Annotated in this window: 22 protein-coding genes and 2 pseudogenes; 14 read left to right on the top strand and 10 right to left on the bottom strand. The window is 71.6% G+C overall.

Annotated elements, in window-relative coordinates:
- The first annotated feature begins 109 nt into the window (after window positions 1-109).
- The 9 genes and pseudogenes from WMF26_RS28885 to WMF26_RS28845 all read left to right on the top strand — a co-directional run bounded on the left by WMF26_RS28885 (window position 110) and on the right by WMF26_RS28845 (window position 8,049).
- The gene (locus WMF26_RS28885) at window positions 110-580 is read left to right on the top strand and encodes a hypothetical protein (RefSeq protein ID WP_437995297.1); all 471 of its coding nucleotides are present in this window, start codon (window positions 110-112) and stop codon (window positions 578-580) included.
- A gap of 25 nt (window positions 581-605) precedes the next feature.
- Window positions 606-1,577: a phosphotransferase enzyme family protein gene (locus WMF26_RS28880; protein ID WP_437995296.1), complete on the top strand. Its 972-nt coding sequence runs from the start codon at window positions 606-608 to the stop codon at window positions 1,575-1,577.
- Between the two features lie 147 nt (window positions 1,578-1,724).
- Complete coding sequence (locus tag WMF26_RS28875; protein WP_437995295.1) at window positions 1,725-2,147, top strand: transposase zinc-binding domain-containing protein; 423 nt, start codon at window positions 1,725-1,727, stop codon at window positions 2,145-2,147.
- A 116-nt stretch (window positions 2,148-2,263) separates the two neighbouring features.
- Window positions 2,264-2,683 (top strand): annotated as a pseudogene (locus WMF26_RS28870) (transposase); the annotation flags it as partial.
- Window positions 2,684-2,723: 40 nt separating this feature from the next.
- Window positions 2,724-3,120: pseudogene (locus WMF26_RS28865) on the top strand (hydroxylase); the annotation flags it as partial.
- Between the two features lie 148 nt (window positions 3,121-3,268).
- A complete protein-coding gene (locus tag WMF26_RS28860) occupies window positions 3,269-3,910 on the top strand; it encodes a hypothetical protein (protein ID WP_437995294.1) in 642 nt (213 codons plus the stop codon).
- Between the two features lie 3 nt (window positions 3,911-3,913).
- Window positions 3,914-4,618 (top strand): iron-containing redox enzyme family protein, encoded by a 705-nt coding sequence (locus WMF26_RS28855; RefSeq protein WP_437995293.1) that lies wholly within the window; start codon window positions 3,914-3,916, stop codon window positions 4,616-4,618.
- A gap of 104 nt (window positions 4,619-4,722) precedes the next feature.
- A complete protein-coding gene (locus tag WMF26_RS28850; protein WP_438002462.1) occupies window positions 4,723-5,862 on the top strand; it encodes a UbiA family prenyltransferase in 1,140 nt (379 codons plus the stop codon).
- 24 nt (window positions 5,863-5,886) lie between these two features.
- A complete protein-coding gene (locus tag WMF26_RS28845) occupies window positions 5,887-8,049 on the top strand; it encodes an FAD-dependent oxidoreductase (protein WP_437995292.1) in 2,163 nt (720 codons plus the stop codon).
- A gap of 256 nt (window positions 8,050-8,305) precedes the next feature.
- Here WMF26_RS28845 and WMF26_RS28840 read toward each other — a convergent pair whose 3' ends face one another.
- The 5 genes from WMF26_RS28840 to WMF26_RS28820 form a co-directional block, all read right to left on the bottom strand.
- A complete protein-coding gene (locus tag WMF26_RS28840) occupies window positions 8,306-9,958 on the bottom strand; it encodes a choice-of-anchor Q domain-containing protein (protein WP_437995291.1) in 1,653 nt (550 codons plus the stop codon).
- Between the two features lie 448 nt (window positions 9,959-10,406).
- On the bottom strand, window positions 10,407-10,979 hold the full coding sequence (locus tag WMF26_RS28835; RefSeq protein ID WP_438002511.1) for a hypothetical protein: 573 nt from the start codon (window positions 10,977-10,979) through the stop codon (window positions 10,407-10,409).
- A gap of 599 nt (window positions 10,980-11,578) precedes the next feature.
- Window positions 11,579-11,728 carry a hypothetical protein gene (locus WMF26_RS28830; RefSeq protein WP_437995290.1) on the bottom strand — a complete coding sequence of 50 codons (150 nt, stop codon included), beginning with the start codon at window positions 11,726-11,728 and terminating at the stop codon, window positions 11,579-11,581.
- Between the two features lie 601 nt (window positions 11,729-12,329).
- Window positions 12,330-14,306 (bottom strand): RCC1 domain-containing protein, encoded by a 1,977-nt coding sequence (locus WMF26_RS28825; RefSeq protein ID WP_437995289.1) that lies wholly within the window; start codon window positions 14,304-14,306, stop codon window positions 12,330-12,332.
- 442 nt (window positions 14,307-14,748) lie between these two features.
- On the bottom strand, window positions 14,749-15,198 hold the full coding sequence (locus WMF26_RS28820; protein ID WP_438002461.1) for a DUF5906 domain-containing protein: 450 nt from the start codon (window positions 15,196-15,198) through the stop codon (window positions 14,749-14,751).
- Between the two features lie 373 nt (window positions 15,199-15,571).
- On the opposite strand from WMF26_RS28820, the gene WMF26_RS28815 reads away from it, so the two are divergent.
- Window positions 15,572-16,321: an SDR family NAD(P)-dependent oxidoreductase gene (locus WMF26_RS28815; protein ID WP_437276434.1), complete on the top strand. Its 750-nt coding sequence runs from the start codon at window positions 15,572-15,574 to the stop codon at window positions 16,319-16,321.
- Between the two features lie 70 nt (window positions 16,322-16,391).
- A complete protein-coding gene (locus WMF26_RS28810; RefSeq protein ID WP_437995288.1) occupies window positions 16,392-17,150 on the top strand; it encodes an amidase family protein in 759 nt (252 codons plus the stop codon).
- Here the strand turns inward: WMF26_RS28810 and WMF26_RS28805 are convergent.
- Window positions 17,099-17,221: a hypothetical protein gene (locus tag WMF26_RS28805; protein ID WP_437995287.1), complete on the bottom strand. Its 123-nt coding sequence runs from the start codon at window positions 17,219-17,221 to the stop codon at window positions 17,099-17,101. The genes WMF26_RS28810 and WMF26_RS28805 overlap by 52 nt on opposite strands.
- Before the next feature lie 326 nt (window positions 17,222-17,547).
- Complete coding sequence (locus WMF26_RS28800) at window positions 17,548-18,768, bottom strand: acyl-CoA dehydrogenase family protein (RefSeq protein WP_437995286.1); 1,221 nt, start codon at window positions 18,766-18,768, stop codon at window positions 17,548-17,550.
- A 185-nt stretch (window positions 18,769-18,953) separates the two neighbouring features.
- Here WMF26_RS28800 and WMF26_RS28795 point away from each other — a divergent pair, with 185 nt between their 5' ends.
- From WMF26_RS28795 to WMF26_RS28785, 3 genes are all read left to right on the top strand, one after another.
- Window positions 18,954-19,637: a TetR/AcrR family transcriptional regulator gene (locus tag WMF26_RS28795; protein WP_437995285.1), complete on the top strand. Its 684-nt coding sequence runs from the start codon at window positions 18,954-18,956 to the stop codon at window positions 19,635-19,637.
- A gap of 27 nt (window positions 19,638-19,664) precedes the next feature.
- Window positions 19,665-20,522 (top strand): phosphatase PAP2 family protein, encoded by an 858-nt coding sequence (locus WMF26_RS28790; protein ID WP_437331624.1) that lies wholly within the window; start codon window positions 19,665-19,667, stop codon window positions 20,520-20,522.
- Window positions 20,523-20,848: 326 nt separating this feature from the next.
- Window positions 20,849-21,343: a hypothetical protein gene (locus WMF26_RS28785; RefSeq protein ID WP_437995284.1), complete on the top strand. Its 495-nt coding sequence runs from the start codon at window positions 20,849-20,851 to the stop codon at window positions 21,341-21,343.
- 156 nt (window positions 21,344-21,499) lie between these two features.
- Here the strand turns inward: WMF26_RS28785 and ribA are convergent, their stop codons facing one another.
- The 3 genes from ribA to WMF26_RS28770 form a co-directional block, all read right to left on the bottom strand.
- Window positions 21,500-22,258 (bottom strand): GTP cyclohydrolase II, encoded by a 759-nt coding sequence (ribA, locus tag WMF26_RS28780; RefSeq protein WP_020737694.1) that lies wholly within the window; start codon window positions 22,256-22,258, stop codon window positions 21,500-21,502.
- 318 nt (window positions 22,259-22,576) lie between these two features.
- Window positions 22,577-24,025, bottom strand: a complete 1,449-nt coding sequence (locus WMF26_RS28775; RefSeq protein ID WP_437995283.1) for an FAD-dependent oxidoreductase — start codon at window positions 24,023-24,025, stop codon at window positions 22,577-22,579.
- A 704-nt stretch (window positions 24,026-24,729) separates the two neighbouring features.
- Complete coding sequence (locus WMF26_RS28770) at window positions 24,730-26,658, bottom strand: type VI secretion system contractile sheath domain-containing protein (RefSeq protein WP_437995282.1); 1,929 nt, start codon at window positions 26,656-26,658, stop codon at window positions 24,730-24,732.
- Window positions 26,659-26,685: the final 27 nt, after the last annotated feature.

Here is a 26,685-nt window from a genome sequence, read left to right as displayed (position 1 = left end):
GCGCTCGCGGCGCTGTCGCCGGCCTCGACCCGCGCGTCTGGTCTGGAGCGCGCCGCGGTGGTCGTCGTTCGGGTGACGCGGGTCGGGTCGTGGGTCTACGATGCGCGCCATGGAGCCATCGTCGCGCCGGCGCCGCCGCGCGCTCGCGTCCTCGTTCCTCGTGACCGTGGCCAGCGGTGCGGCCGCCTGCGGGTCGGCCCAACCGCCGCCCCCTCCGCCGGAGGAGATGGCCAATCCGCCGCGCCCGGAGCTCCCGCCAACGGGCACGCTCGGCGCGGAGGACGAGGCCGCCGCCGAGGCGCTCCAGGACGCTGGGGCGACGGCGGCGCAGGACGCGCCTGCGCCAGAGACACCGCAGGACGCCGGGGCGACGGCGGCGCAGGGCGCGGATGGGCCGCTCCCGCCGCCCGCGGAGGGGGGGAGGGTGGTCCGATTCCCGGACGGCTCGTGCAAGCAGTTCTTGCCCAACCCCTGCCCGCGTCCTCGGCCCTCGCGCGACGGGGGCCCTCCCGTGGTCATCATGTGCAACCCGCCGCCGCCCCAGCGGGTCGCGTGCCCGCCGCAAGGCGGCCAGCGCTGACCGCGCGGCTATCCCGGGTGCGGACGTGACGGCTCGCGTCGATCCCGCGGTCCTCGCGCGCGCGCTCGCGCTGTACGGGGCCGATCCGGCGAGCTGCCGGTTCCTCGGAGGCTTCGAGAGCCAGGTCTTCGAGGCGCGGGGCCCGGGCGGCGCGCTCGTCCTGAAGCTCGGGGATCCCGAGCACCGGTCGCCGGATGCGGTCGAGGCGGAGTGCGAATGGCTGGAGTTCCTGACGGCGCGGGGCGTCCCTGCCGCGCCGCCGATCCGGGCGGCCGACGGCCGCTATGCGGCGCTGCTCGGCGAGCCCGGCCAGGCCGTCTGCGCGCGCGCCTACGCGAAGGCGCCCGGGGCGCCGCTGTCGGCCGGCGACCTGACGCCGGGCGTGGCGACCGCCTGGGGGCGCCTCCTGGGCCGGCTGCACGCCGCGACCCGGGCCTACGTCCCGCCATCGTCGCGGCGGCGCCACGCGTGGCATGAAGACGGCGACTTCGCCAACGCGCGGGAGCTCTTGCCCGAGGACGAGCGCGAGCCGATCGGCGGCCGGCTCGAGCGGCTCGTCGAGGAGCTCCGGGCCTTGCCGACGGACCCGGACGCCTTCGGTCTGGTGCACACGGACGCCCACTTCGGGAACGTGCTCAAGGACGGCGACGCGCTCACGCTGATCGATTTCGACGACTGCGCGTACGAGTGGTTCGCGAGCGATCTCGGGATCGTCCTCTTCTACGCCGCCATCGACCCGCTCGGCCCCGGCCGTCCGATCGAGCTCCTCCGGAGGTTTCGCGACCGGTTCCTCGACGGATATGCCCGGGAAAACGCGCTCTCCGCGCGGTGGCTTGCGGAGATCGACCGGTTCATGAAGCTGCGCGAGCTCGTGCTCTACACGGCGATCCGCCGGGTCGGCCGGCGCGAGGCGCTGGACGCCTGGTGCCGCGCCTACCTGGAGCGCCACGGGCTGCGCATCGTCGGCGATCGACCGGTGTGGCCGGAGGGCGCCTGAGCGAGCCTTGAAGGGCGGACGGTCGCCGCCCCCCGGCCCGCCGCTCCGCCATGGCATCGCCATGGGCGATAGCCCGGCGGGTTGTCGAAATTCGCGGCGAAAACGCGCCCTCACCGCGTGGCGTGCGGCGTGCGGTGTCGGCGCCGTGTGGCCAGCGCGGCTCGCACCACGGGCGTCGTCTACGAGCGCCGTCGCCCCGAGAAGACGACGCTCTACGAGATCGTGCGCGACAATGTGGAGACGCTGTACGGGGCCATCGACGACGGCGCCATCGCGGTCCGGATACCCAAGCACGCGAAGAAGGAGCTCGAAGCCTACCTCGACTGCGGGCTGCTCTGCCGCGGGTTCGCGCGGCTCCGGTGCCACCGCTGCGAAGACAGTCGGCTGGTCGCCTTCAGCTGTAAAGGACGCGGTTTCTGCCCGTCGTGTCTGGGCCGACGCATGTGTGCCACGGCGGCGAACCTGATCGAGGACGTCCTGCCCGAGGTGGCGTTCAGGCCGTGGGTGTTGACGTTTCCGTTTCCGTGGCGGCGCAGGCTCGCCAGGACGGGGCGTTGTTCGGGGTGCTGACCCGCCTCTTCGTCGAGAGCGTGGAGCGGTTCTACGAAGAGCGCGGTGCGCGCCGAGGCGCGTGCGGCGCGGTCAAGAGCGGCGCGGTGACCGTCGTGCAACGCACGTCCGGCGACATGCGGCTCAATCCGCATCTGCACGTGGTCTTCCTCGACGGGGCTTATCACGAAGACGGCACCGAGCTCGTGTGGAGCGAACTCGGTCATCTTCCAACTCGCGCGGTCGGTCAGGTCATAGAGCACGCCGTCGGGCGGATGCTCCGTTACTTCCGGCGGCACGGGAATCTCGAGAGCGAGCACGACGTCGAGGAGGACGACGAGCCCGAGGCAGCGCTCTGTCGCCGTCTCGGGACGAGAGCCGCGCCACACGTCGTCGCCCCGCAATGGCTCCGCGGGCTCTCGCCGTCTTCTCCGAGCGCGCTCGCGTACGACAAGCCGCTGTGCGCTGCGCTCGATGGCTTCACCTTGCACGCAGCGACGCGCGCCGGTGCGCACCATGCCGCGGCGAGGGAGGCGCTGCTGCGTTACGCGCTGCGACCCCCGATCGCAAAGGAGCGCGTCGAGCCGCAGCAGGACGGCCTGGTGCGGCTCTCGCTCAATCCTTCAGCCGGTGGAGTTCATGGCGAACCACCTCGAGTGGGCGGCGTCGATCCGCGACGAGGGGATTGTGCGCGAGCCGTTCTGCGACCGGCTGAGCGCGGTGGTCCACGAGGCCGACATCGCCGCTGTCGCTGTCGCGGCGCTGACCCAGGACGGCCACGCCGGGAAGAAGTACACGCTCACCGGGCCGGAGGTGCTTCGTCGAGATCTACGGAAACACGCCGAAGATCGGCTACACGGTCGTCCCGACCGTCGCGCGGGTGACCGGGCGGCCGGCCTGCACGTTCGCGCGGTGGGCCCGAGAGCACGCGGCGGCGTTCGCGGGGAGCCCAGGGCGGCGGAGCCGGCGAGGGGCTCGGGTAAGCGTCACCTGACGAGCAAGAAGGCGGCGTGCGATGTCAGCCCCGGAGGGCGCCGCGCATAAGCCTCCATCGAATACGGGGAGGCGGCCGGGGCCCGCGGGGCGGGAGCGGCTGAGCGCCACCTCACGACCGTCAACACAGCACGAAAGTGGACCTCATCATGATGCGAATCCGATTCCATGTAGCACGCTCCCTCGTCGCGGTCCCAACGCTGTCCGGGCTCGCCGCGGCGTGCTCCAGCGCCGATCCGGAGCCGGAGCAGTCCGAGATGGATCTGTCCGAAGCGGAGCTGTGGGAGACGAGCGCGCCCCTGGAGCGCGGCGACGCCGAGACGCGCGCCGAGGCCGACGTGACGCTCGCGGAGGTGCGGCTCAGCCTCACCCACACCGTCAAATTCACCGAGAGCGCCGACGGCTCGCTCGAGGTTTACGAGGATCTGCGCGCCTATCGCGACGCCGCGCAGCGCCGGCTCGCGGACATCGAGGACGGCCCGCGGACGCTCGCCGACATCCATCGTCATCTGCTCCCCGGCACCTCGGCCCCGGCCGCGCTGGTCCAGGCCGACGCCCGCGCCGCGGCGCGCGCGAGCGCGCCCGACTACGAGGCGCAGCCGCCCGACGACGCGTTCGCGTCCGACAGCGAGTTCGCCAAGCCGGGCGCGTCGGCGGTCGCCTGGGACTGGAACGCCGACGCGATGCGCCGGGACCTCGCCGCCGCTGCTGCTCAGGCGCAGTCCCGCAAACGCCTATTCGTTGGACTGCGCCGGGACCTCGCCGTCGCTGCTTCGAACGTCACGGAGTGAACCATGGAACTTGCGACGAACATCGAGCCGCGGCCGGGCGCCGTGGTCAGTGAGGTTGAGCAGCGGCTCGGGCATCTGATGATGCGCCACCACCCGTTCTTTCAGCGCGCCGACGCCAAAGACCCTCGGTTCTTGCACACGATGTTGCAGCTCGGCTTCGAGTTCAGCGAGGTGCTGGGCCGCTACCTCACTCTGCTGGCGCACCGGCTGTGGGACACCAACAAGCCCGTGGTCAGCATTCTCGTGAGCCAGGTGCACGACGAGCTCGGCCGGGGCAAGTTCACCGACGACGGCCACCCCAACCTGTACCGCGACATGGTCAAGGGGCTCGAGGCTTGGGCCGACGGCGCGGCGATGGAGTTCATGCGCGAGCCGCAGAAGCGGCTGATTCAAGAGCTGAAGCAGTGCCTCGGCTCGGACGACGTCGACCAGAGCCTCGGCGCCTACGTCGGCACCGAGATCATCGCTTCGGACATCATCGTTCATATCAGCCAGGTGATGGGGCGGCTCGCGCTATCGGAGGAGGCCATGCGCTGGTCGCAGTGCCACGACGTCGTCGAGCTCGAGCACGTCCAGGGCATCTACGAGGTGCCCCAACACCTGCCCCAAGACCCCGAGCGGCTGCGCCAATTCTGGGGCGCGGCCGAAGAGATGATGCGCGCCATGTGGCGGTACTTCGACGCGCTGAACCGCTTCTCGTTCGCCTGAGGCCTCGGCCGGCGGGGCCGGCGAAGTGCGATGGGCCGCGCACCTGCGCGAGCGACTGCGCGCCACGCGCGACATAATCGCGATTGCTCGCATACGAATTGAGTATGAAAATGAAAAGTTATTTTGGACCGGGTCCTAACGACCTTACGAGCAAAACCGGCTCCGGCCGTTCGAGCGCGACGACCGCGGCTTCGTCGGCGTTCCGAACGACCATTGCGCAAAGCCTAGCCCGCCGCCGCGCGCCTGGCAGGACCACCATGCCGGCTTCCTCGCTCCATTCGCCGCCTTCCGTTACCGTTTCGCGCCCTACGAGCGCCGCGCGCCCGCCCCCTGCCTTTCTCGGGCTGTGGCGCGCGGCGCGTTGGAAGAAAAACCTGCCGCTCACCCTTCTCCTCTTCGGCGGCATGCTGGTCTCGCCCGCGCCCGTCGACGCCGGCGCCGCCGCCGTCGCGCTGCTCACGTTGCTCGCGAGCTCCGCGTTCATGACCCACGTCAACGTCCTCACCGACGCCGAGCTCGACGCGAGCGCCAAGCCCGAGCTCTACCGCTGGCTGTCGGTGAGCCGCACCTTCACCGTCCGCGCCATGGCGGCCGAGCTCTTGGCGAGCGCGGCCGGCATCGGCTGGCTGCTGGCCCGAGGGCGCGCCTTGGCCGGCCTCGGGCTCGGCGCGTTTCTCGCGCTGACGGTGCTTTATTCCTACAATTACCTGTCGCCCGGCGCCGCGGCCGCCAGGCGCTTGAAGGCGTACTGGTGGGGGCACCTTCTGACCTGCCTGGTCAGCTACTTCGCCCTCTGGGGCGCGGGCCTCGGCCTGCACACCTCGGGCGACGCGCGCGCGCTGGCCGCGTGGGGGCCGGCCTTCTTGTTCGTCTCGCTGTCCGAGTACGCGGTGTTCCTCTCCGAGAGCGCCGTCGACGCCGCCGAAGAGCGGAGGGCGGGCCTCAAGACGCTCGCCGCGCTGCTCGGGCGCAGGGGCAGCAGCCTCGCCGCGGCCTTGCTCTGGCTCGCCGCCGCGGCGGGGCTCTCGCTCGCCGGCGCCCTCGCCAGCCCCGAGCAGCGCAGGCTCTTGCTCGTCTGCTTCGCGCCCGCCGTTCTCTGGCGGGGTAGCGTCGTCGCGCTGCTCGCGGCGCCGCTCGATCAACACCGAGACCGCGTGCTGCGCTTGGCGGTACCCGACGTGACCTTCTTCGGGAGCCGGCTGCTGACCGTCGTCAGCCTCGTGGTGCTCGACGCCGCCTCGTAGGCGAAAACCTTGCGGGAGAATGACATGACACTCTTCGAACACGAGAACACGGGCCCCTATGACGTGGCCATCATCGGGGCCGGCCTGGCGGGCCTGGCGGCCGCGCACGCGCTGCGCGACCGGAACATCATCGTCCTCGAGAAAGAGCCGCGCCCGGGGGGCCGCGTCTACACGAAGTCGGCGGGCGAGAGCTTCTACGACCTGGGCGCGGTGTTCGCCTACGATCCCGCGGCGGCGCCGATCGCCCTGCGGACGCCCGCGCTGCACCCCGAGAGCGAGCGCATCGGGCTCTTCGCCCAGGGCAAAGTTCACTACGGCACCTCGGTGAGAGAGTGCCTGCGCCAGCTCGACCTGGCGCCGCACGAGCTCGACACGCTCGACGCGTTCGAAACCGACCCCGAGAAGGACGCGAGCACCCTCTTGCCGGGCGCGTACCGGCACCTCAACAGCTTCTTTCGCCTCATTCACCCGGGCGATATGAGAGAGTACCTGCCGCAGCGGCAGCACGACGCCTTCATCAAGTTTCCCACGCGGCACTACGAGACGGCGAACGGCTCGCTCGTCGAGGGGCTGGCGCGGCCGCTCGAGGGCCGGCTCGAGACCGGCGTCGAGGTGCTCTCGCTGACCGAGAAGGGCGGCTCGGTCGAGGTGGTCTTCCGGCGCGGCGAAGAGACCCACACCCTCGCCGCCCGCGCCGTGGTGTGCACGGCGCCGGCGCCGGTGGCGAGGCGGCTCGTCACCACCCTCACCAACGATCGGTGCCGGGTCTTCCTCGATTCGCTCCGGTACGGCGAAGGCACCGTGGTGGTGCTCGGCCTCGAGGGCGCCGACCTCGCCGACTTCAGCTACGTCGTCACCCCCGACCTGCCGTTCAACACCGTCATCAAGCACCGGGGGCGAGACGGCAAGCCCGACACCCTCTTCGTGTACTACGTGGGCGAAGCGTCCGAGGCGCTGAGCGGCCTGCCGCACGAAGAGATCGTCCGCCGGACGCTCGAGCACGCCCGCGCGCTGAAGGTCGGCGCGCTCTCCGAGAAGACGCTCCGCTTCGCGGACGTGCACCGCTGGCCCACGGTAGGCCCTCGCATCTCGCCCGCGAGTTACGCCAAATGGACCGACTGGGAGGCCCGCGCCTGCGAGCGCATCTTCTTGGCCGGCGACTACGTCTTCGTCGAGCCAGACAACGTTCTGCCCTTCGGCACGACCCAGGCCTTGCAGTCTGGCAAGAGGGCGGCCGAGAGCGTGCGGGCGTACCTCGACGTGCCGGCCGAGGTCGAGGCGTTTCGCTCGCAGACCTTGATCGAGACGACCATCTACCGACTGGCGGGCGAGCGGCCCGCGTTCGTTCAGACCAAGAGCGAGTGCAACATTTCTTACTACGGGCTACTGCTGCAGGCGAACCCGAGCCGGCCGCTCACCGAATATCTGCTGCAAAGCGCGCGCGAATCGCTGTGGGAGTATCAGGTTGGCTTCGGCGTGACGGCCGACGACAGCCTGCTCGTCTTGGAGGGCCTGGTCGCGGCGGGCGTGGGCCGCGACGTACTTCAGCCGAAGCTAGACCGCCTGGTCGAGCTCTTTTACTCTCGGCCGCAAGGCGCGTTTCACAGCCTGTCGGAGCGCCGGGCCGAGATCAAAGGGTGCGCACAGGGGCTCGCCGACTACTGGCTCGGGCCCTCCGTGTACGTGTCGGCCCACGCCGGCCACCTCTTGCACCGCGTCGCGCCAGAGCGCTACGCGCAAGAAGTCGGCGCCTGCACGCAGTACGTCGCGGGGCTGCAAGAGCCGGAAGGCTACTGGAGCAGCATCTGGTTCTCTTCGAAGTTCGTGACGACGCTGCACGCCGCCAAGCTCTTGGGCATTCACGGCGAGAGGTACCGCCCCCAGCTATGGCGGGCGACCGCCTTCATTCTCGCGACCCAGGGCCACGACGGCAGCTGGGGCGAGACGGTGCTCGAGACCTCGGCGGCGGTGCTCGCGCTCGAAGCCCTGGGCGAAGCGGGCACGGCCGCCCTCCGGAAGGCAAAATCGTGGCTTCGCGCGCGCAAAAAGCCCGACGGCTGGGAGGGCGAGCCCATGCTCTATTACTGGTTCGAGACGGGCCCCGCCGAGAAGATGTTCTTTCACTGCCGAGACAAGGGGGCCGTCACCTCCGCCTGGGCCACCCTCGCGCTGGCGAACCCAGCGTAACGCCGCACGTCACCGCGGGGGCGCGCGGGACGCCGCGTTCGACGACCCGGGAGCGAGGCGCCCCCGGCCAGCGTGGGATAGACAATATTACACGACCGAGTGAACTCGTTGGACCTGTCGTCCCCGCACTCTGCCGGCCCAACGACACTGCCGTCAGGCGGGAGAACCGTCGGGGTGGCGTAGCGAGCCCCAGCCCTCCGCATAGCCGCCAGACCGTGCCGCGACCTTCGCCGAGCGATGTCAAGCGGGCACGCCGCTACGGAACCTCGACGGCACCCAGATCGCACGCGGCGGTATCGCGCGGCTGCCCTCGTTGGTCCACAGGTTCGCAGCCCGCTCCGGCTCCCAGCACGGGGCTGCCCGCGCCGGGCAGCATCGTGAAGGTGATACCTCCGTTATCGGCAGGATCCGCCAACTTCGGGTCGGCGGCGGTTGGATTGGAGATGCACGGATCCGACCCCACGCCCTTGAAGTCGGTCACCCACTGAAGGACGTGGTCGCCGGTACCCGTCGCGGAGCAACTATAGGCCTGGCCCCAGGGATTGCCCGCCTTGTTGTCGGCGAACACCGTGTTCTTGAAGACCCAATCGCTGCCACCGAAGAGAGCGCCACCGTGCCCCTTGGCGAAGTTCTTCGCGAAGGTCACGTTGTTCACGCGCAGCTTGTCCCCGAAGATCGCGCCGCCGTAGCCGTCCGTGGCCTTGTTCGAGTAGAACGTGGAGTCGGTGATGGTGCAGGTCGGGTCGCAGTCGAGGTAGAGCCCCCCGCCGTGAGTCTCGCCGATGTTGGAGAGGAAGCTCGTGCCTTTGATGGTGATCTCGCCATTGCTGACGCGCATGCCGCCGCCCAGGGCCACGCCGGTGCCACCTGAGTCCTTGCCGAGCGTGTTCCCCTCGACGGTGCAGCGGTCGATGATGACCTTGTCCGGCGGATACACCCACAAAAACGCCGCGCCCCCTGACCCATAAGCCTCGTTGTTCTGGAACCGGCTTCCGCAGATCTCGACCGTGCCTCCCGCGGTATCGACCCCGTCCTGCGGGTTCCTGTACGCGGGGTCCAATGCTCCATCGGTCCCGATGGCGCCCCCGTTGGAGTCAACGAAGGCCGAGTTGTCGGTGAACTCAGAATTCACGATGTGCAAAGGCGACCACAGGCTGTAGATGGCCCCGCCATACCCGGACTTGTTGCGTCGGAACTGACTCGCCACGACCGTCAGCGAGCTGCCCGTCCAGACCCCGATGGCCCCTCCGGCAGTACCCGCGGTGTTGTCCTCGAACGTGCAACCGATCACCTCCACGTTGCTCCTCCACTCTCCCTTCACGGCTCCTCCGTTGCCGTCGTCCGGAGCCTTGCCGTTGATGAAGCTCAGATTGCGCACGGACAGCTTGTTGGTCACGATGAAGATCCGTGACGTCCCGCCGCCGTCGAGGGTGATTTCCCCCTCCCCATCGACGACCGTCTCGGCGCCGACCTGGATTGGAGTCGAGATCGCGATCGTTACCGGGGAATCCCCGCAATTGAAGGTGACGTGTCCACCTGCAGTGACGGCCTGGCTCAGAGCGTCGGCCGTGCAGCTCGCGGCCGTCCCGTCGCCCACGACCTTTTTGGATGCAGGGAGCGCCCACGGGGTTGGCTCGTCGCAGCTCTGCCCAGGCACGGACGCGTCGCCGGATGCCGTGCTGCCGCCGGCTCCCGCGTCGGTGGCCACGCCGCCGGCCCCCGCGTCGGTGGCCACGCCGCCGGCTCCCGCGTCGGTGGCCACGCCGCCGGCTACCGCCTTGGCGGCTACGCCGTCGGATCCGCCAGTCGCGCCATCGCTTCCGGCAGCAGAGTCCTCGCCCTGCGACCCGCACGCGCCAGTGGTCAGGACGACAGCAAAAGCATAAGTTTGCACACGAACAATACGCATATAAGCCTCCTTACGGCGTACTCTCTTTACTCTTTGTCTCGCTGCGAGGGTATGGGAAGTGCGGCACCGCCCATGACCGGCCCCGTCGTGCGTGGATGTCGGGCGATGGACGCGAGTCAGCTGCACGTGCGCCGCATCCCCGCAAGCTATGGAGTGAAGGCGACCTCTTCAATGGGTGGATAGATTGTTGATATAGCGTCGCATTTTCAGGAGGGGGGCGGATCGTAGAAAGTTCTATACGTGTCGCCCCGCCTGCCGACCTGGCTGACCGTGTCAGCCGGTGTGGCGCCGGGTGGGCGAGCTGGCGGTCGCGCTGCCGCAACCAGCCGTTGACCTGCTGGTTTTCGCGGACGGCTCGCTGTGGCTGGCGGGGCCCGAGACCGTGGCCCGGACCGGGAGCCTGCCGGAGCCGTTGACGGGCGTACGGCTGCGGCCGGGAACGTGCGCCTCAATGTTGGGCATCGGGGCGGACGAGGTATCGCTGGACGGAATGCCGCTGCCTGGCTTCGACGATCCTTTCCAGGCGCCACGGCAGCCGGCACGCTCGCCCGGCCGGGCGATACCTCGGGTGATCCAGGCCACGCACGCCGCGCCCGGCGCGCCGGTCGCGCAGCACGCGGCCGCGGTGGGGTTGTCCGAGCGGCAGCTGCGGCGGCGGTTCCTGGTCGCCGGGCGCCGAACTCCATCCAATGATCAGGCCAACATCACCTACGCGACGTCGGGCCGCGTCATCAGCGGCCACCGCAAATGCAACGCCAGACTGGGGCTGGTCAGGGGCACGGTGCTCCACGTCGCCACCGCTGTCCCCGCGTCCGCGTCGACCACCAGCCGAACCCGGTGCGGGGTGGTCGAAGCCCGCTCGGCGGGCGCGCTGATCGAACTGGCGACCATCGCGGCGATCCACCTCGTCGGACAGCAGCCGCACGAGGAACTCCTCGTGCGAGAGCTGCTCATCGACGGCCTGCCGCACGCGCACTTCCAGCGACTGCAGCACGCCCGACAGCCGCAGCTTCTTGAGCACCGGCACCAGCTCGTCAGTGAGGCGGTCTTCTCTTCGTCGTGCCGTGCTGCCGAGTGCCCGCGATCTCGACGATCCATCGACCGAGCGCCGCGCGCACCTCGCCCACGTCCTGCCCATCGCGACCCGCCAAAGCGTTGCGCTTTACGTACAGAGCCGGCTAGCGGAGCTGTCCACGCCGATGATCCCGATCACCGAGCAGGTGATGGTCATGCCTCTCATCGGGATCATGGATGAGCGGCGTGCCAGGCACGTGCTTGAATCTGCGCTCTCGGCGCCGAGGCGCATGGTGCGCGTGCCGCCTCCGTGCCAGCACGCAGGGGCCTCTTCGCCGCTCGTTTTCTCACCGCTCCCCGCGGCGTCCGCAGTTCCGCCATGGCGTCGCCATGCAGCATCGCGGCGAGAGGGTCGTCGCCTGCGCACTTGCCTCCCAGCACAGGCCTGGTGCTTGCCGGCATCACTTTCCGGATGCCTCCGGGGCGCTTCGGCACGCAACCGCCGCGCGCGGGCGATCCCCGGAGAGCCTGCGGGCACTGGCGAGCGGCAAGGCTCCGGCAGCGCGTCGACGCGAGCGGCGGGCTCGACGTTCGGCCCAAGCTTGCTCACCCCTCCGGTACCACCGGCAGCCCGAGCAGCCGACCGAGCGCCTCGTGGACGATCCGGGCCGCCACCTCATCCTCGAGGGCGACGGCGCGGCTCAGGGAGCTGGCGAGCGAGGCGACCACCGCAGCCCGACGCGACGGATCGGTCACGGCGAGCTCCCCAAGCCCGGGGCTCGGCCGCTGGGCCCGGGTTGGGTCCACGCCCTCCGAACGGGTGCGATCCGTCGCCACGCTCTCCCGAAATCCCCGCGGAAGCGACGGATCGCGACGGTTCACCCCCGCGGAAGAGTCCCGCCAGAGAAACCGGTCGACAGCGAGTGGTCGCTGGAAATAGCAGCGATTTTCGTAGTTTCCGCCTGCTTCGCCGCCGAGGGCGGCTCCGGTGTGGCCCAACGGGGCGCTCTGCGCCGCCGCGTCGCCCGCGGTGAAGGGCTCGCGGCATCACCGGTCCCACCGTACAGCAACCCATAGATGGGCCTTTTGCGGCACCTTGTGAGCCGACTTCTTGCTGCCATCCGGAGCCTGGAACCCCCTCCGGTGGCATCCGTATGCCCATCACCCGGGGCGCCACCCAGCGGGCGCACGCAGGGCGGACCAAGGGCGCGTAGCGGCGACCGGCAGGTAGCGCACCCTTGACGCGCCCGAGTACGCCCGCACCATCGCGTCCGTGGTGGGCGTGCAGCCGCGCAATGATGGCCATCATCCAAGCGGTCTTCATGGCCATCAATGAGCTGGCTCGGCAACACCGCGCTCACCAGTGCGGCCACACCTCCACCGGGACCCCGACGGACGATCCTACATCGTGGTAGCCGAGCTGCCCGCTGTCGTTGTCGCCCCAGGCCCAGCGGGTCCCGTCGGCGCGCAGCGCCAGCGCGTACATGTCGCCCGCGGCGATGGCGGTGATCTGGTCGAGGAGCACGGGCACCGGGGTGGGATGCGGCTGCGACCACGAATAGCCCGGGTTGCCGAGCTGCCCGCTGCCGTTGCTCCCCCAGGCCCGGACGGTGCCGTCCGAGCGCAGCGCCAGCGAGTGCCCCATCCCCGCGGCGATCGCGGTCACCGCGTCGAGCCCCGCCACGGGCACCGGCACCGCGCTGTCGGCCGCCACGCCCTGCCCGAGCTGGCCCTCGGACCCCTCGCCCCAGGCCCGCACGGTGCCGTCCGAGCGCAGCGCCAGCGAGTGCCAGGTCCCCGCGGCCACCGCGATCGCCCCGTCGAGCCCCGAAACCTGCACCGGGACCGCGCTGTCGGCCGACGCGCCGTCGCCGAGCTGCCCCTGCGATCCCTCGCCCCAGGCCCACACCGTACCGTCGGCGAGCACGGCCAGCGCGTGGATGTCGCCCGCCGCGATGGCGACGACGTTGCTCAGGCCGGGCACGGGCGCCGGGGTCGCGCGCCAGCCGACGGTGCCGTCCCCGAGCTGGCCGGAGGAGCTATCGCCCCAGGTCCAGACCGTGCCGTCCGACCGCAGCGCCATCGAGTGATATCGCCCCGCCGCCACGTCGATCACCTGGTCGAGGCCGGGCACCACGACGAGATCGGGGATGGTCGTGGTGGTCCCGAGCTGGCCGCCGTAGTTGGTGCCCCAGGCCCGGACGGTGCCGTCCGCGAGCAGGGCCAGCGAGTGCCCGTAACCCGCGGCGACGTCGGTCACGCCGCTCAGCTCCTGGACGAAGAACGGATCTCCATAGACCCCGGCGTTCTGGTAGACGCTGACCTGGTAATCGCCGTTGTCGCCCCAGCCCCAGATCGTGCCGTCGGAGCGCACCGCGAGCGAGTGCGCGCTCCCCGCCGCCAGCGTCACCGGCGCGCAGGCGGGGTTCACCAGCCCGTCGCAGTTCTCGTCCTGGGGGCTCGCGCACCACTCGACGTCGTCGGGCACCCTCTGGCCGGTGCACCAGCCATAGCCCGTGCCCTGCGCGTTGCAGGTGCGCACGCCCGCGTGGCAGACGCCCACGCCCTCGGTCCCCGCGGGGCCCTGGTAGCACGGCACGGTCGACCCCGGGATGCAGACGCACCCCGCGCCCTCCTCGTTGGCCTGCCCGTCGCAATCGTCGTCCGCGGCGCTCGTGCACGTCTCGACCGAGGGCAGCACCTCGCCCGTGCAGGCCTCGTAGCCCGTCCCCAGCGCGTTGCAGGTCTGCGTGCCCGCGTGGCAGGCGCCCACGCCCTCGGTGCCCGCGGGGCCGCCATAACAGGGCTGCGCCGATCCCGGGACGCAGGCGCACCCCGCGTCCTCCTCGTTGACCTGCCCGTCGCAATCGTCGTCGGTGATCGTGCCGCACGCCTCGGCCGAGGGCAGGACCTCGCCGGTGCACGGGCCATAGCCCGAGCCCAGCGCGTCGCAGATCATGAAGCCCGCCGCGCAGGCGCCCACGCCCTGGGTGCCGGCCGGGCCGGTGTAGCAAGACGCCAGGGCGTCGGGCTGGCAGAACGTGCTGGGCTCTCCCCCGCCATGCCCGCCGGCCCCATCGCCGCCCTGCCCCCCCGCGCCGCCCTGCCCGCCGGCGCCGTCGCCGCCCTGCCCGCCGTCGCCGCCCTGCCCCGCGCCCCCGGCGCCGTCGCCGCCCTGGCCGCCCTGGCCCTCGCCGCCGTGACCGCCGCTGCTCGTCGTGGTGCTGGAGCCCGTGGGCCCCGGCTTCGGCTCCTCGGCGCTGTTCTCGCAACCCGCGGTGGCCGCGGCCAGCCAGGTGCCGAGCATCACCGCCGGGATCTTCAACGTTCGCATGAATTTCCGCTCTCCGTTCAGGTGGGCGCGGACAGAGCAAGGTGGGAGCCAGCGCTCGAGGCTTCCTGGACAGGCGTGAGATCCCGGGGAAAATGCCCGGCAAGCAAGGTGTTGCTTGCGCCGAGTCTGCTCAACTTGAGCAGACTCGGACCAATCCGCCATCTCCCCGAGGAGGTGCAACCATCCCTCCGAGGAGGTGCGGCTATCTCCCCGAGGAAGTGCAGCCATCTCCCCGAGGAGGTCCGGCCATCTCTCCGAGGAGGTCCGGCCATCTCTCCACCTCCTCGAGGAGGTTCGACCACCTACCGCGACAGTCCCGTCAGCGAAGGCGCGCGCGGCGCGCTCTTCGTAGAACCGCTCCACGCTCTCGACGAAGATGCGGGTCAGCACGCCGAACAACGCCCCGTCCTGGCAAGCCTGCGCCGCCACGGAAACGGAAACGTCAACACCCACGGACGGTGCGCCACCTCGGCTCTTGATCCATATCGCGAACCTCGGGGGCTATCTTTCGCTCCGGCGCTGTGTCGAACCTTCGGGTGAAGGGCAGGATCATAGGCGGTCGCCAAAAGCCCGCGGAGAAATCCGACGCAGCGATCGGCAGGTTCGTGCTGAAGATGTGCCCGACGACCGGCCGGAACTCAACGGGATCACGGTGCTTTCTCTCCGCCATCACCGGATCGCCGGTCACCACCGCCTTGAACGCTCCACCCTCGAGGCGCTCTCCGCTGGGCGTTTCCGACACGAAGTTAGCCAGTTTTCCTTCTGGCGCAGACAGCGCAAATCGCTCCGTCCACCGTTGCGGCGGAAGGCTCGCGAGTGCTTCCGGCGGAAACATCGCCCTCACAAGGTTGATCCCCGCGCTCTTGCCGTTCCCGCCCTCGCCAAATAGAATCGGGCAGCGCTGAAATCTGACGGCGTCGCCAGCGTAATGTAGACAATATCACATATGCGAGTGAACTCGTTGGATCTGTTGGTATTTATACGCGGATCAGTGGATCGTACTTCTTGTACGTTATGCCAACCGCCGGTCGTTGGCGGAAAATTCTTGACAGGTCGGGATGGCTTCGCGCGGGCTATCCTCGGTGGCACGCCAGCGCGAACGCTTGGACGGCCTCGAGCTCGTCAAGGCGAGCCCGCGGCGCCGTGAACGTCGCGACGAGCACCGGCGGCCCCTCGGGCCGCTCCTCTTCGCCGTCGTCCCGTCAGCTGGAGACAGCCAGTCTATCGATCCATTCCAATCCTTATTACACGGAGTTGATATTACCATGCTCAGCAATAAAGTTGTTTTGATCACCGGGGCTACATCGGGAATCGGGGCCGCGACAGCGATCGCGGCGGCGCGGGCCGGCGCCAAGGTGGTGCTGGCCGCGCGACGCCAGGAGATGGGCGACGCGCTCGTGGCCCGCATCAAGGTGGAGGGTGGAAACGCGCTGTTCGTCCGCACCGACGTCACCGTCGAGGCGGACATCCAGGCTCTGATCGAGCGCACCGTGGAGGCCCACGGGCGGCTGGACAGCGTCTTCAACAACGCCGGTATCGCCACCGCGCTCGGGCCGCTCGCGGACGTGCCGGTCGCCGATTACCTCGCTCTCATGCAGGTCAACCTGCACAGCATCTATCTGTGCATGAGGTATCAAGTACCCGTCATGAAGAAGAGCGGCGGCGGCTCGATCGTCAACTGCGGTTCGATCGCCTCCACGGTCTCTGCGCCCGGGTTCGGCGTCTATGCCGCGACCAAGCACGCGATCCTCGGCCTCACCAAGTCTGCGGCCATCGACTACGCGGCGGACAAGATTCGCGTCAACGCCATCCTGCCCGGCCCGGTGGAGACCGAGATCTGGGATCATATGCAAAGCGGCGAGCAGGTGCTCGACGCCTTCGGCGCGGCCACGCTGATGAAGCGGTACGCGCACGCAGACGAGATCGCTCGACCGGCGGTCTTCCTGCTGTCCGACTGGTCGTCGTACATGACCGGCACGCAGCTGACCGTGGACGGCGGCTACACCGCAGTGTGACCCGGGGCAGCGCGCCTCGGAAGATCCAGGCGCGCTGCCGGCACCTCGCCGCGACGTTCCCGAGGAGCGCATGCTCGCGCAGATCGTGAGCTGGCCCCCTGAGACGGTTCTTGTGAGAGTGTCAGCGCAGCCCCTGGAGCGCCGAACGAAACCGGATCGAGCCGGCGCGTCTTCGCAGGCCGGCGACGGGAGGATTTGTGGAGCGCTCTCAATTTTACGCACGAGTTCACGTGTGACCGAATACCTGCGGGACGTTCGCACCATTTACAGCTTCACTCCTCACGACGCCCATGACGAAGCGATGGACGCCCTGCGAGCGGTGATGACGTGCATTCAGCGCGAGACCGCCAGGCTCGTCTACGCGGACGGCGAGGGCTGGTCGAACCAGGACGGCTATCGTCCACGATGGATCCATGCGCGCTTTCGGCGTCCGACCGCGTTTCCGCATTGCGCGTCGGGCGCTCCGCTGAAGGTCGACGGCAAAGACGCCGAGTACTTCGGCCAGGGCGCGTTGCAGGCGATGGCGGACGTCGCGGGGCTTCCTGCGCTCGTCGGTTCGGCCGGGCAGGACGAGGACGGGCTGCCGATCGGCGTGCAGATCGTGGGGCCAAGGTGGTCGGAGATATCGCGATCGCGCCCGCCAGGTCCGCGTCGCTGCGCCCGCCGCAGCGGAGCGCCACCGTGCGGCCCCCCAGCCGAGCCGCTGCCTCGACGTAGGGCGTATCGTCGAGCATCAGCGCTCGCTTCGGCGCCAGCTTCAGCTGCGCGAGCGCGGACTCACCCCTCTGGTGCGACCGGCAGCCCGAGCAGCCGACCGAGCGCCTCGTGAACGACCCGGGCCGCCACCTCGTCCCCGAGGGCGACGGCGCGGCTCAGGATGCTGGCGAGCGAGGCGACCACGGCCGCTCGAGGCGGCGGATCGGTCGCGACGCGCTCCCCAGGCCCCGAGCTTGACGCTTGGGCCCGGGTTGGGCCCACGCCTTCCGAGGGGCTGCGATCCGTCGTCACGCCCTCCCCAAATCCCCGGGGCTGCGACGGATCGCGACGGTTCGTCCCCGCGGAATCGTCCCGCCAGGGATCTGCCTCGCGAGCGGAGAGGAGCTTCAACGCAAAGGCGCCAAGAGCGCAGAGACGCAAAAACAGATAACATCTGTTCTTTTTGCGCCTTTGCGCCTTTGCGTTGAACTCTCTCTCCGGCTGCCTGACCGGCCTCCTGGTGGGCGGAACTATCCGCCCCGTCGCTCCCGCTCTCCGCCCGCCGCCTCCCGCGGGGCGAGCAGCGGGTGCAGCTCGGCGATCCCGAGCCGCGCGCGCCCCGCGAACTCGTACGCGTCGTCGGTCGCGGCGATGTGCTGCGTCGCCGCGTGCATGTCGCGGAAGCAGCGCTGCAGCGGGCTCGCCGCGTACAGCGCGCTCCCGCCGCCAGCGCGGTAGGCGAAGCCCGCGATCTCCGCGGCGACCTCGGTCACGTACGTCTGGACGAGCCGGATCTCCGCCCAGTCCTCGATCGCGAGCCCCTCGCCCGAGCGCGCCCGGTCCCACATCCGCCCGAGCGCGTCGAACGCGTACGCGCGCGCCGCGGCGAGCTTCGCCTCCGCGCGCCCGAGGTCCATGTGGAAGGCCGCGTGGCTGCCCAGCGCGAGCTGCGGCCACGCCTTGATCCGCCGCGGGGCCACCGCGGCGATCTCGTCGAGCGCGCGCCGCCCGACGCCGAGCGCGAAGCCGACGTGGCCGGCCGCGAGCAGGGCGAGGAGGGGGATCGCGTACAGCGCGCCGCCGCGCCGCCGCGGGGCGCCCGGGAAGGCGCACGTCAGCGCCTCGGGCACGAACGCGCCCTCGATCCGGTAATGGTCGCTCCCGGTGCCGCGCAAGCCGGCGACGTCCCACGTGTCCTCGATCGCCACCTGCTCGATCGGGACCGCGAGGCTGAGCATCTCGGGCGGCCCCGCCGGCGGCGCCCCGCCTTCCGGCGGCACGATCGCGCAGGTGAACACCCAGCGCGCGTGCCGCACGCCGCTGCCGAACGCCCAGCGCCCCTCGAGGACGTACCCCCCGGAGACCCGCCGCGCGAGCCCGCTCGGGACCTGCAGCCCCGCGAAGGTGGGGAACGGCCCCGCGAACACCTGCCGCGCCCCCTCGTCGGGCAAGCTGCCCCCGGCGAGGGCGGCGAGCAGCGCGCTGATCATCAACGACCACCCCGCCGACGTGTCCGCGCGCGCCATCGCCTCGAAGACCTCCAGCTGCGTCAGCGGATCGCTCTCCGCGCCGCCGACCGCGCGCGGCGCCGCCGCCGCGAAGAGGCCGCTCGACCGCAGCGCGTCGACGACCGCGGGCGCGAGCGTGCGCAGCCGCTCGGACGCCTCGGCGTGGGCGACGGCGACGCCGCGGACGCGCTCCACGGCGGCGAGGAGACGTTCGCGCTCGGGGGATCGACGGGGCTCGGACATACGGGGGCTCCTTTCCTGGACGGGGTGCGATGGACGGGACGTGCCGCGCGCCGGCCCCTCCGGGCCGTCCGCGCGCCCGATGATGACACTGACAACATCCGGAAAGTTTCCGCCGTCTACATTTTCTTCGGGGCCGCCTCGCCGGCCCTCCGGGGCCGGCCTTCGTGGTATCGTGCCCCTGCGCTGTGGCTCCCCCCGCAAGGCGCCGCCGTCCGCGCGCGCGCACCCCCCCTGCACCTGCGTCGCGCTCCGTCGAGCGGCCCTACCACCACGGCGACCTCCGGCGCGCGGTGCTGGAGGAGGCGCTCGCGCTCATCGAGGAGCAGGGGAACGCGCGCTTCACGCTGCGCGAGGTCGCGCGGCGGATCGGCGTCTCGCACGCCGCCCCGTACCGCCACTTCGCGGACAAGCGCACCCTGATGACGGAGCTCGCCGTGCAGGCGAGCACGGAGCTCGCCGCGCAGATCTCGGCCGCCCTCGAGCAGGCCGGGGGCGCGCTCCGGGCGCGCTTCCTGGCCGCCGGCTACGCCTACGTCCGCTTCGCGCTGGAGCACCCGGCGCCCTTCCACGTGATGTACTCCAGCGAGGTGGACGCCGAGGACCCGCGGGTCGCGGCGGCTACGTCGCGGAGCCTCGGCCTGCTCCTCGGGTTCATCGAGGAGGCGCAGCGCGCCGGGGCGTTCCCGCCGGGCGATCCGATGGCGCTGGCGGTCCCGATCTGGGCGATGCACCACGGCCTCGCGACCCTCGCGGCGTCGGGGGCGCTGTCCAAGGCCGGTCCGGCGGAGCTCCGGCGCGTGGTCGACGACGCCCACGCGCGCCTGCTCGACGGGTTGCTGCTCGCCGCGCCGGGGCCGTCGCGCGCCTGACCCGGCCGGGGTACGCTCCCGCCCCTCGTGCGCACCGCCGCGATCGCTCTGCCCGCCCTCCTCGTCGCCCTGTCACCCGCCGCCGCCGCTGCCGAGCCGCCTCCCGAGCTCGCGTACCGGCCGGAGGTCGATCTGCCCATCGCCGTCGTCGGCGGCGCCGCGTGGGTCGCCTCCGAGCTCGCGAAGAAGGGCCTCGCCCCCGATCCGTGCCGCTGGTGCGCGGCGAACGCGCTCGACACGTCGGTCCGCGACGCGCTGGTGTGGAGGGGCAACCCGAACACCGCCCATGATCTCAGCAATGTGGCGGTCCTCGCCGTCGCGCCCGCCGCCGCGCTGGGCCTCACCGCGCTCGCCGCGTGGTACGACGGGCGCTCCGAGAACACCGCCGCCGACCTCGTGATCGTCACCGAAGCGACGGTGGTGGCGATGAACCTGAACCAGGTCACGAAGTACATCGTCGGCCGCGAGCGGCCCTATTCCCATTTCGACAACCCGGATGTGCTCCGCCCCGGTGAGGGCCTCTCGGGCCCCCTCCCGAACGACGACAATCTGTCGTTCTTCTCCGGCCACGCCACCGCCACGTTCGCCCTCGCCGCCGCGAGCGGCACCGTGGCGTCGATGCGCGGCTATCGCGCGGCGCCGTGGGTCTGGGCGAACGGAATGGCGATCGCCGCGCTCTCCGGCTACCTGCGCATCGCCGGCGACCGCCATTATTTCTCCGACGTGCTCACCGGCGCCGTGTTCGGCTCCGCCGCCGGCGTGCTGATTCCGGTTCTGTTTCACGGGCCGCGCCGAGGCGTTGCCGGCCCGGACACGCACGGTTTCCGCCTCTCGCTCGCACCCGCGAGAGGCGGCGTCGGCGCGGGCGTCGCTGGCACGTTTTGAGCACATCTCGGGCACGTTTGGGCCACGTTTTGAGCCAGAGGAGCTCAATGGGCCGATCGACGCCATCGACAAGGGATCGCGCTGCTTGTCGACATCGATGTAAGCAGAGTTGACAATCCCAACTTCAATTTTACACTACGCCCGTCAGCCATGGATGCTGGCGCTCGAGCCGGAGTTGCTGGAGCGCGAACCGAACACGTCGACCACGTCGTGCCGCCACCGCGGCATCGACGACGGCGAGCTGCGGCCGGGAATGGGCATGCGCGATCGAGCGCGCCCGTGTCCGCGGAGATCCGCCAGCTCGGCCCATGAAGGAGTCCGGCGACATGCACGTCGTTCACCATTCGTCACGCCATCGATGGATCGCGGGAGGCCTCGCCGCCGCGTTCCCCGTCCTCCTCGCAGGCTGCAGCGAGCAAGCGCTCGGAGCGCCCGTGCCGGGCGACGAGCCGTCGCCCCGGGCCGCCGCGCCCGGGCAGCTGGCCCCGAGGGGCGCGGGCCAGCGCGGGGCCGCGCCTCGGCCGGCAGCGCCGCGAGCGGCCCTGCTGGAGCGCGACGAGCTGCTCCGGGAGGCCGGGCGGCTCGCCGAGGTCAGGGCGGCGCTCGCGCGGTCGCCGGAGGCGCCGCTCACCCTGCTCGACGAGCACCGGGCCGAGTTCCCGGACGGCCGGCTCGCGGCGGAGCGGGAGCTCGTCGCGATCGACGCGCTGCTGCGCAGCGGGCGCGCGGGCGGCGCGCGCGCCCGCGCCGAGGCGTTCCTCGCGCAGTTCCCGTCGAGCCCCCACGCGGGCCGGGTGCGCCGCCTGATCGACGCGCCCTGACACGATCGCGGGGCGCCGCGCGGCGCCCCGCGAAGGGGGGTGGCCGGGTTTGAACATGAAGGCGGGAAGGCGGGAAGGAAAGATCAATGATCTTCCTGTTTCCCCGCCTTCATGTGAATCACTCGAGGCTCGGCCCGGGCCCTCGCCCGCGGGCGCTCAGCTCGCGGGCGTCGGCTCGGAGTCGGGCGGCGACATCCCGTCGACCACCACCGGATCGCTCTGCTCGGTCAGGTGCGGCTTCCCCCACATGTCGATGAAATGGCCCGACCGCTTCGCCTTGGTCTCCAGATAAAAGCGGTTGTGATCGTTCGGCGGGATCACGTGCGGGATGCGCCCGGCCACGGACACCCCGTATTGCTTGAGCTGCTGGACCTTGTTCGGGTTGTTCGTGATGAGCTCGACCGATCTCACGTTCAGGCTGTGCAGCATGTGCGCCGCGACGGCGTAGTCGCGCTCGTCGTCGCGGAAGCCGAGGGCCAGGTTCGCCTCGACCGTGTCGAGCCCCTGGTCCTGCAGCGCATACGCGCGGATCTTGTTGATGAGCCCGATGCCGCGGCCCTCCTGGCGCAGATAGAGCAGGATGCCCCGATCCATGCTCTTGATCTTCTTCAGCCCTTCGAGGAGCTGATCGCGGCAGTCGCAGCGCAGCGAGCCCATGACGTCGCCGGTGAGGCACTCGGAGTGCAGCCGTGTCGGCACGTTCGAGGCGCCGACGACGTCGCCGTGCACCATCGCGATGTGCTCCTTGGCGTCGCGGTTGTTCCAGAACGCGACGATGCGGAAATGCCCGGCGCGCGTCGGCAGCTCGGCGACGCCCACGACCCGCACGCAGACGCTCGCCTGGCCATACCCATCGCAGTCGTGCTCTCGATCGCGGGTGACGAGCTCCAGCAGCGGATTCATCGGTTCGGTCATGTCCTGCCTCCGCGAGGGGCCGCCTCGCGCGCCGAGCGGTGATGGGGTAAAGGCGCGCAACTCTTACCAGAACTCGCCGGGCAGGCAACGCCTCGCGGCCGCGCGGGGCCGTGGGGAGGCGCTCGTTCAGCGGTGCTGCGGGGGTCGGGTGTCGCGTTCCGGCGCCGCGAGAGGCTCGCTCGCGCCTGGCGGCGCCGGCTTCCACGCCGGTCGCCTGGCGGCGCCGGCCTTCACGCCGGTCGCCTGGCGGCGCCGGCCTCCACGCCGGTGGAGGCTCCCGCCGCCACGCGGCCCGGGCCGGGCGGCGGCCGGGGCCGCTCAGGCGCCGGCGGGCTGCCGGTGGGCCGGGGCGGCCGCGGCCACCGCGGGCGCGGAGGCCGACCTCCCCGCGCGCAGCACGCGCAGGAACAGGCCCGGATCCAGGAGCGCCTCGGGCCCGTCGAGCATGTGCATCGCCCGCACGAACCGCACGTAGACCTCGCGATCGACCTGCGCCGCGCGGTGCAGCATGCCGGTGTACCAGCGCAGGATCGGCTGGAGCAGCGGCCGGCGGCCCTGGGTCTCGGGGTAGGCGAGGTCCTCGCCGGTGGACATCTGCCACGGCAGATCGACCGCCTTCGCCGCGGCCGCGTGGTAGCGGCGCGCGAGCCCCGCGATCGCGCCCGGGCCCGCGCGGCCGCGCTGCTCCGCGAGCGCGGCGTCGAGCGCGAGCGCCTGGAGGCAGGCCGACGTCATCCCCTGCCCATAAACGGGGTTGAAGCTCGCGAGCGCGTCGCCCAGCACGGCGAACCCCTCGGGCAGCCGCGCCATGCGCTCGTAATGCCGCCGGAGGTGCGCCGGGAATTTGTACGTGGCGACGTCGGTCAGCGGCTCGGCCGCGAGCAGCGCCCGGTAGACCGCGTCGTTCGGCAGGCCCCGCGCGAACTCCAGGAAGCCGTCGGGATCGGCGGGCGGGTGATCGCCGAACAGGCCCGCGAGCACCACGATCCAGCGCCCGCCCTCGACCGGCGCGATGCAGCCGAAGCGCCGGCTGTCGGACGGCGAGCCGAGGACGTACAGCGCCGTCCACGGGAGCTCGGCCGGATCCCTCGGCCGGTACTGCCGGCCGGCGTAGCCCACCCGGACCTGGATGGTCGACTCGTCGGGCCGCCCGTAGCCGAGCGCCTCGAGCCACGCCGGCGCGCGCGAGCCGCGGCCGCTGGCGTCCACCACGAGGTCCGCCGGCAGCTCCTCGACGCCGCCCGGCGCGCCGCGCCGCCGGACCACGACGCCGGTGATCCGGGAGCGATCGGGGGAGGCCGAGAGCTCGACCACCTCGCGCTGGTCGAGGCGCCGCACCCCGGGCAGCGCGAAGGTGCGGCGGCGCACGTGCGCCTCGAGCAGCGGCCGGGTCATGCTCACCGTCAGCACGCCGGTCTCGAAGCGCGGCTTCCACGCGCCGAGGTGGTGCCAGGCGAGGCCGACCCCGAAGTCGTACGCGACGGCCCCGTCCCGGATCAGGTCCTCGGTGAAGCCGGGGAAGAGGTCGTTCAGGATGCGCTCTCCCCGGGCGAGCAGGCCGTGGAGGTGGCGGGCCTGCGGCGCGCCCTTGCGGGCCTCGCGGAGGTCGTCGGGGATGCCGTCGCGCTCGATGACGTCCACCTCGTCGAAATGGTCGGCGAGCACGCGGGCTGCGACCAGGCCCGCGATGCTCCCACCGATCACCACGGCCCTGCGGCCGGCGAACGGGTGATTGGAGCGGGTATTCTGCTGGGTGCGAGGCTTCATGCGCCGCGGTGATTGCAATCCGCGGGCCGTTCGCGACGAAGGCAGGGCGGACGCAACCCCCGCCCGCCGGCGCGTCGATCGGCGCGCGCCGCGCGAGCTGGGCAGTTCCCGCGCAACCGCGCGCCGCCGCGTCACCGAGCGACTGAGCAGCGGGGCGACTGCGCGCCGCCGCGTCACCGAGCGACGGAGCAACGGGGCGACCGCGCCGCCGGGCGAATGCGCAACACCGCAATCCGATGCGCTCCGTCGAGACGAGAGGGGCGAGGATTCCGTGCGCTTCGTCGTCACCGGAGGAGAAGCTCCGGCCGACCGCCTCGGAGAGATCGCGCCGAGGAAACGCCGCCGGACGGCGGGTGGCAATCCTGCGGTGCGTGTGAGTGCGCCGCGCAGGGGTCGTTCTTTGAAGCTCCTCCGAGGCGGATGGAGCGATCTCGAGGCCTCCCGGGCTCATCCGCGGCACGACAGGCATGCTCCGCCCGAGGAGCGCTCGCCTCGCGGCGACAGGGGCAGATTCTCCGCCGGGAGCCGCGGAGTCGTCCTTCGCGAGTTACTTCTTGCGACAGCCGCACTCGGCCGCCGGCGCTTGCGGGGCCGGCGGCCGCTGGCACGTCATCAAGAGGGTGCTCAGGACGGAGATGAGGATCGCGACGCGGAGCCGCATGCGGCGATTCTTCACCCGCCGGCCGGGCGGCGTCAATCCTGCCTCAGCCGAGGGGCATCTCGAGCGACACCTCGTCGAGCGCGACGCCGAGGAAGCGGCGCGGCCGCACCGTCACCGAGACCTCGGCCCCGCCCTGGCCGCGGCCGGCCTTCACCGCGAGCTCGATGCTCGCCGGCGGGGCGTTCTCGAACAGCGTCCACAGCGCCCCCTCGACGACCGGCTGGACCTCGGCGGGGTCGCTGTCCGCGGGCAGCTTCGCGGCGAGCGCGCGCAGGAATTGCACCACGCGCGCGACGAACAGCTGGTCGACGAGCGAGACGCGCTCGAGGCGCGCCTCGGGCTCGGCCGTGGAGCCGTCGTACGTGCGCTTCTCCGGAGGGACATAGGCGGTCGGCGCGGTGAGGACGTACACCGCGTCGCTGTTCGGGGCCGACGCGAGCAGGAGCACGCCGCTCTTCGAGAGATCGCGCTGGGTGTCCGTCGACACGAACGCCTCGGTCGGGATCGCGACGCCCTCGTCGCCCTCGTACGCGCCCTTCACCTCGTGCACCGGCAGGTCCCCGAGCACCCCGCCGCCCTTCGCGCCCGCGATGCGGCACGGCCACGCCGTCTCGCGGAAGCTCGCCGCGATCAGCGCGCCGACGGCGTACGCCGGCGAGATCCAGACGCGGCCGCCCTCGTCGCCCGGCTGCTCGACGATCGCCGCCTCCCGGATGCGCGAGGTCGACTTGTCGTAGGGCATGCGGCCGAGCACGCGGTTCATGGCGATCGCGACCCACCGCATGCACGGCCGCGCCGCCGCCGCGCGCCACGGCGCCCGGTGCGGCGCGCCGAACAGCGCGGCCTTGTTGTCGAGCCGCTCGACGCCGCCGAGGCCCTCGACCCCGAGCAGCCGCGGGTCGCCGTTCACCACGGCGGGGAGCGCGTGCGCCTCGGCGACGCGCGCGATCTCCTCGAGGCGCGCGAGCGCGGCGGCGCTGCCGTCGATCGCGACGTCCACGATCGCGACCGACGCCGGCGGCTCGGTGCTCGCCGTCTGCGCGAGCACCCGCGCGAGCGCGCTGGCCGCCTCGTCCGGCCGCGCGCTGACGACCTCGACCCGGACGCCCTCCGCCGCCTTCACGCGGTCCACGAGCAGGCTCAGCCCCCGCCACGCCTCCTCGAGGCGCCGCACCTCCGGGTGCTGCACGATCGCGCCGAGCTGCGCGCCGATCGCGCGCTCGAGCTGCGCGATCGCCTCGGCGGGGCGCGCGGGCTGCCCCGCGCGCGGGCGGGCGCTCGCCGCCACGGTCGCGATGAGCTCCGCGAACCGCCCCCCCTCCGCGGGCCTCGGGTCGGGGCCGCCCGGCGCCGCGGGCGCCGCGCCGGCGTCCCCGCCGCCGCCGCCGAGGTCGACCATCGAGAGCAGCGCGTCCACGTCGGAGGCCGGCGCGGGCGCCGCGGGCCGCTCCACCGCGGGCGCCGCGGGGCGGCCCGGCGGCGCGCCCGCGCCCGCGGCCGGGAGCAGGCCGAGGATGTCGCGCACGAGCGGGGAGCCGCCCCAGAGCCGATCGAGCTCGGCGCGCGCCTGCTCGAGCGTGGCCGAGCCGTCGCGCAGCCGATCGAGCACGCGCCGGCCGTCGAGGAGCGAGCGCAGGAGCGGCACCTCGGCGCAGAGCGCGTCGGGCCGGAAGCTCTTCAGGCCGGTGGGCGACAGGTCGACGCGCGCCGGCCGGCCGCCCGCGAGCACGCTCGGCACCTCGATCGCGATCCGCGGCCGGAGCGCCGCGAAGAGGTTGTCGAACCGGCCCGCGTCGACGCGGGCCGCGCCCGCGGGCGGGCTCGCCCCGGCGTTGTGCGGATCGCGCGGGGTGAGATCGGCGACCACGAGCACGCGCAGCGGGAGCAGCGGCCCCCGCTCCACGGCGCCCCCGTCCTCGCCCACGTGGAACCTGAACTCGTCGCCAAGAACGCCCTTGATCGTTTCCGCCATGGCCCTCGCAGCATAGGCGTCACCTCT

This window comes from Sorangium sp. So ce185 (assembly GCF_051526825.1).
In the GTDB taxonomy this organism is placed as follows: Bacteria; Myxococcota_A; Polyangia; order Polyangiales; family Polyangiaceae; genus Sorangium; species Sorangium cellulosum_D.
This window is presented reverse-complemented; position numbering and strand designations above follow the sequence as displayed.

Excerpts from the sequence above, each read along its gene's own strand:
- WMF26_RS28850 (WP_438002462.1), top strand. The coding sequence starts at position 4,723 with ATGAAAATGAAAAGTTATTTTGGACCGGGTCCTAACGACCTTACGAGC.
- WMF26_RS28800 (WP_437995286.1), bottom strand. The coding sequence starts at position 18,768 with ATGTCCGAGCCCCGTCGATCCCCCGAGCGCGAACGTCTCCTCGCCGCC.
- WMF26_RS28885 (WP_437995297.1), top strand. The coding sequence starts at position 110 with ATGGAGCCATCGTCGCGCCGGCGCCGCCGCGCGCTCGCGTCCTCGTTC.
- WMF26_RS28775 (WP_437995283.1), bottom strand. The coding sequence starts at position 24,025 with ATGAAGCCTCGCACCCAGCAGAATACCCGCTCCAATCACCCGTTCGCC.
- WMF26_RS28770 (WP_437995282.1), bottom strand. The coding sequence starts at position 26,658 with ATGGCGGAAACGATCAAGGGCGTTCTTGGCGACGAGTTCAGGTTCCAC.
- WMF26_RS28845 (WP_437995292.1), top strand. The coding sequence starts at position 5,887 with ATGACACTCTTCGAACACGAGAACACGGGCCCCTATGACGTGGCCATC.
- WMF26_RS28785 (WP_437995284.1), top strand. The coding sequence starts at position 20,849 with ATGCACGTCGTTCACCATTCGTCACGCCATCGATGGATCGCGGGAGGC.
- WMF26_RS28840 (WP_437995291.1), bottom strand. The coding sequence starts at position 9,958 with ATGCGTATTGTTCGTGTGCAAACTTATGCTTTTGCTGTCGTCCTGACC.
- WMF26_RS28860 (WP_437995294.1), top strand. The coding sequence starts at position 3,269 with ATGATGCGAATCCGATTCCATGTAGCACGCTCCCTCGTCGCGGTCCCA.
- ribA (WP_020737694.1), bottom strand. The coding sequence starts at position 22,258 with ATGACCGAACCGATGAATCCGCTGCTGGAGCTCGTCACCCGCGATCGA.
- WMF26_RS28855 (WP_437995293.1), top strand. The coding sequence starts at position 3,914 with ATGGAACTTGCGACGAACATCGAGCCGCGGCCGGGCGCCGTGGTCAGT.
- WMF26_RS28825 (WP_437995289.1), bottom strand. The coding sequence starts at position 14,306 with ATGCGAACGTTGAAGATCCCGGCGGTGATGCTCGGCACCTGGCTGGCC.
- WMF26_RS28810 (WP_437995288.1), top strand. The coding sequence starts at position 16,392 with ATGCTCGCGCAGATCGTGAGCTGGCCCCCTGAGACGGTTCTTGTGAGA.
- WMF26_RS28815 (WP_437276434.1), top strand. The coding sequence starts at position 15,572 with ATGCTCAGCAATAAAGTTGTTTTGATCACCGGGGCTACATCGGGAATC.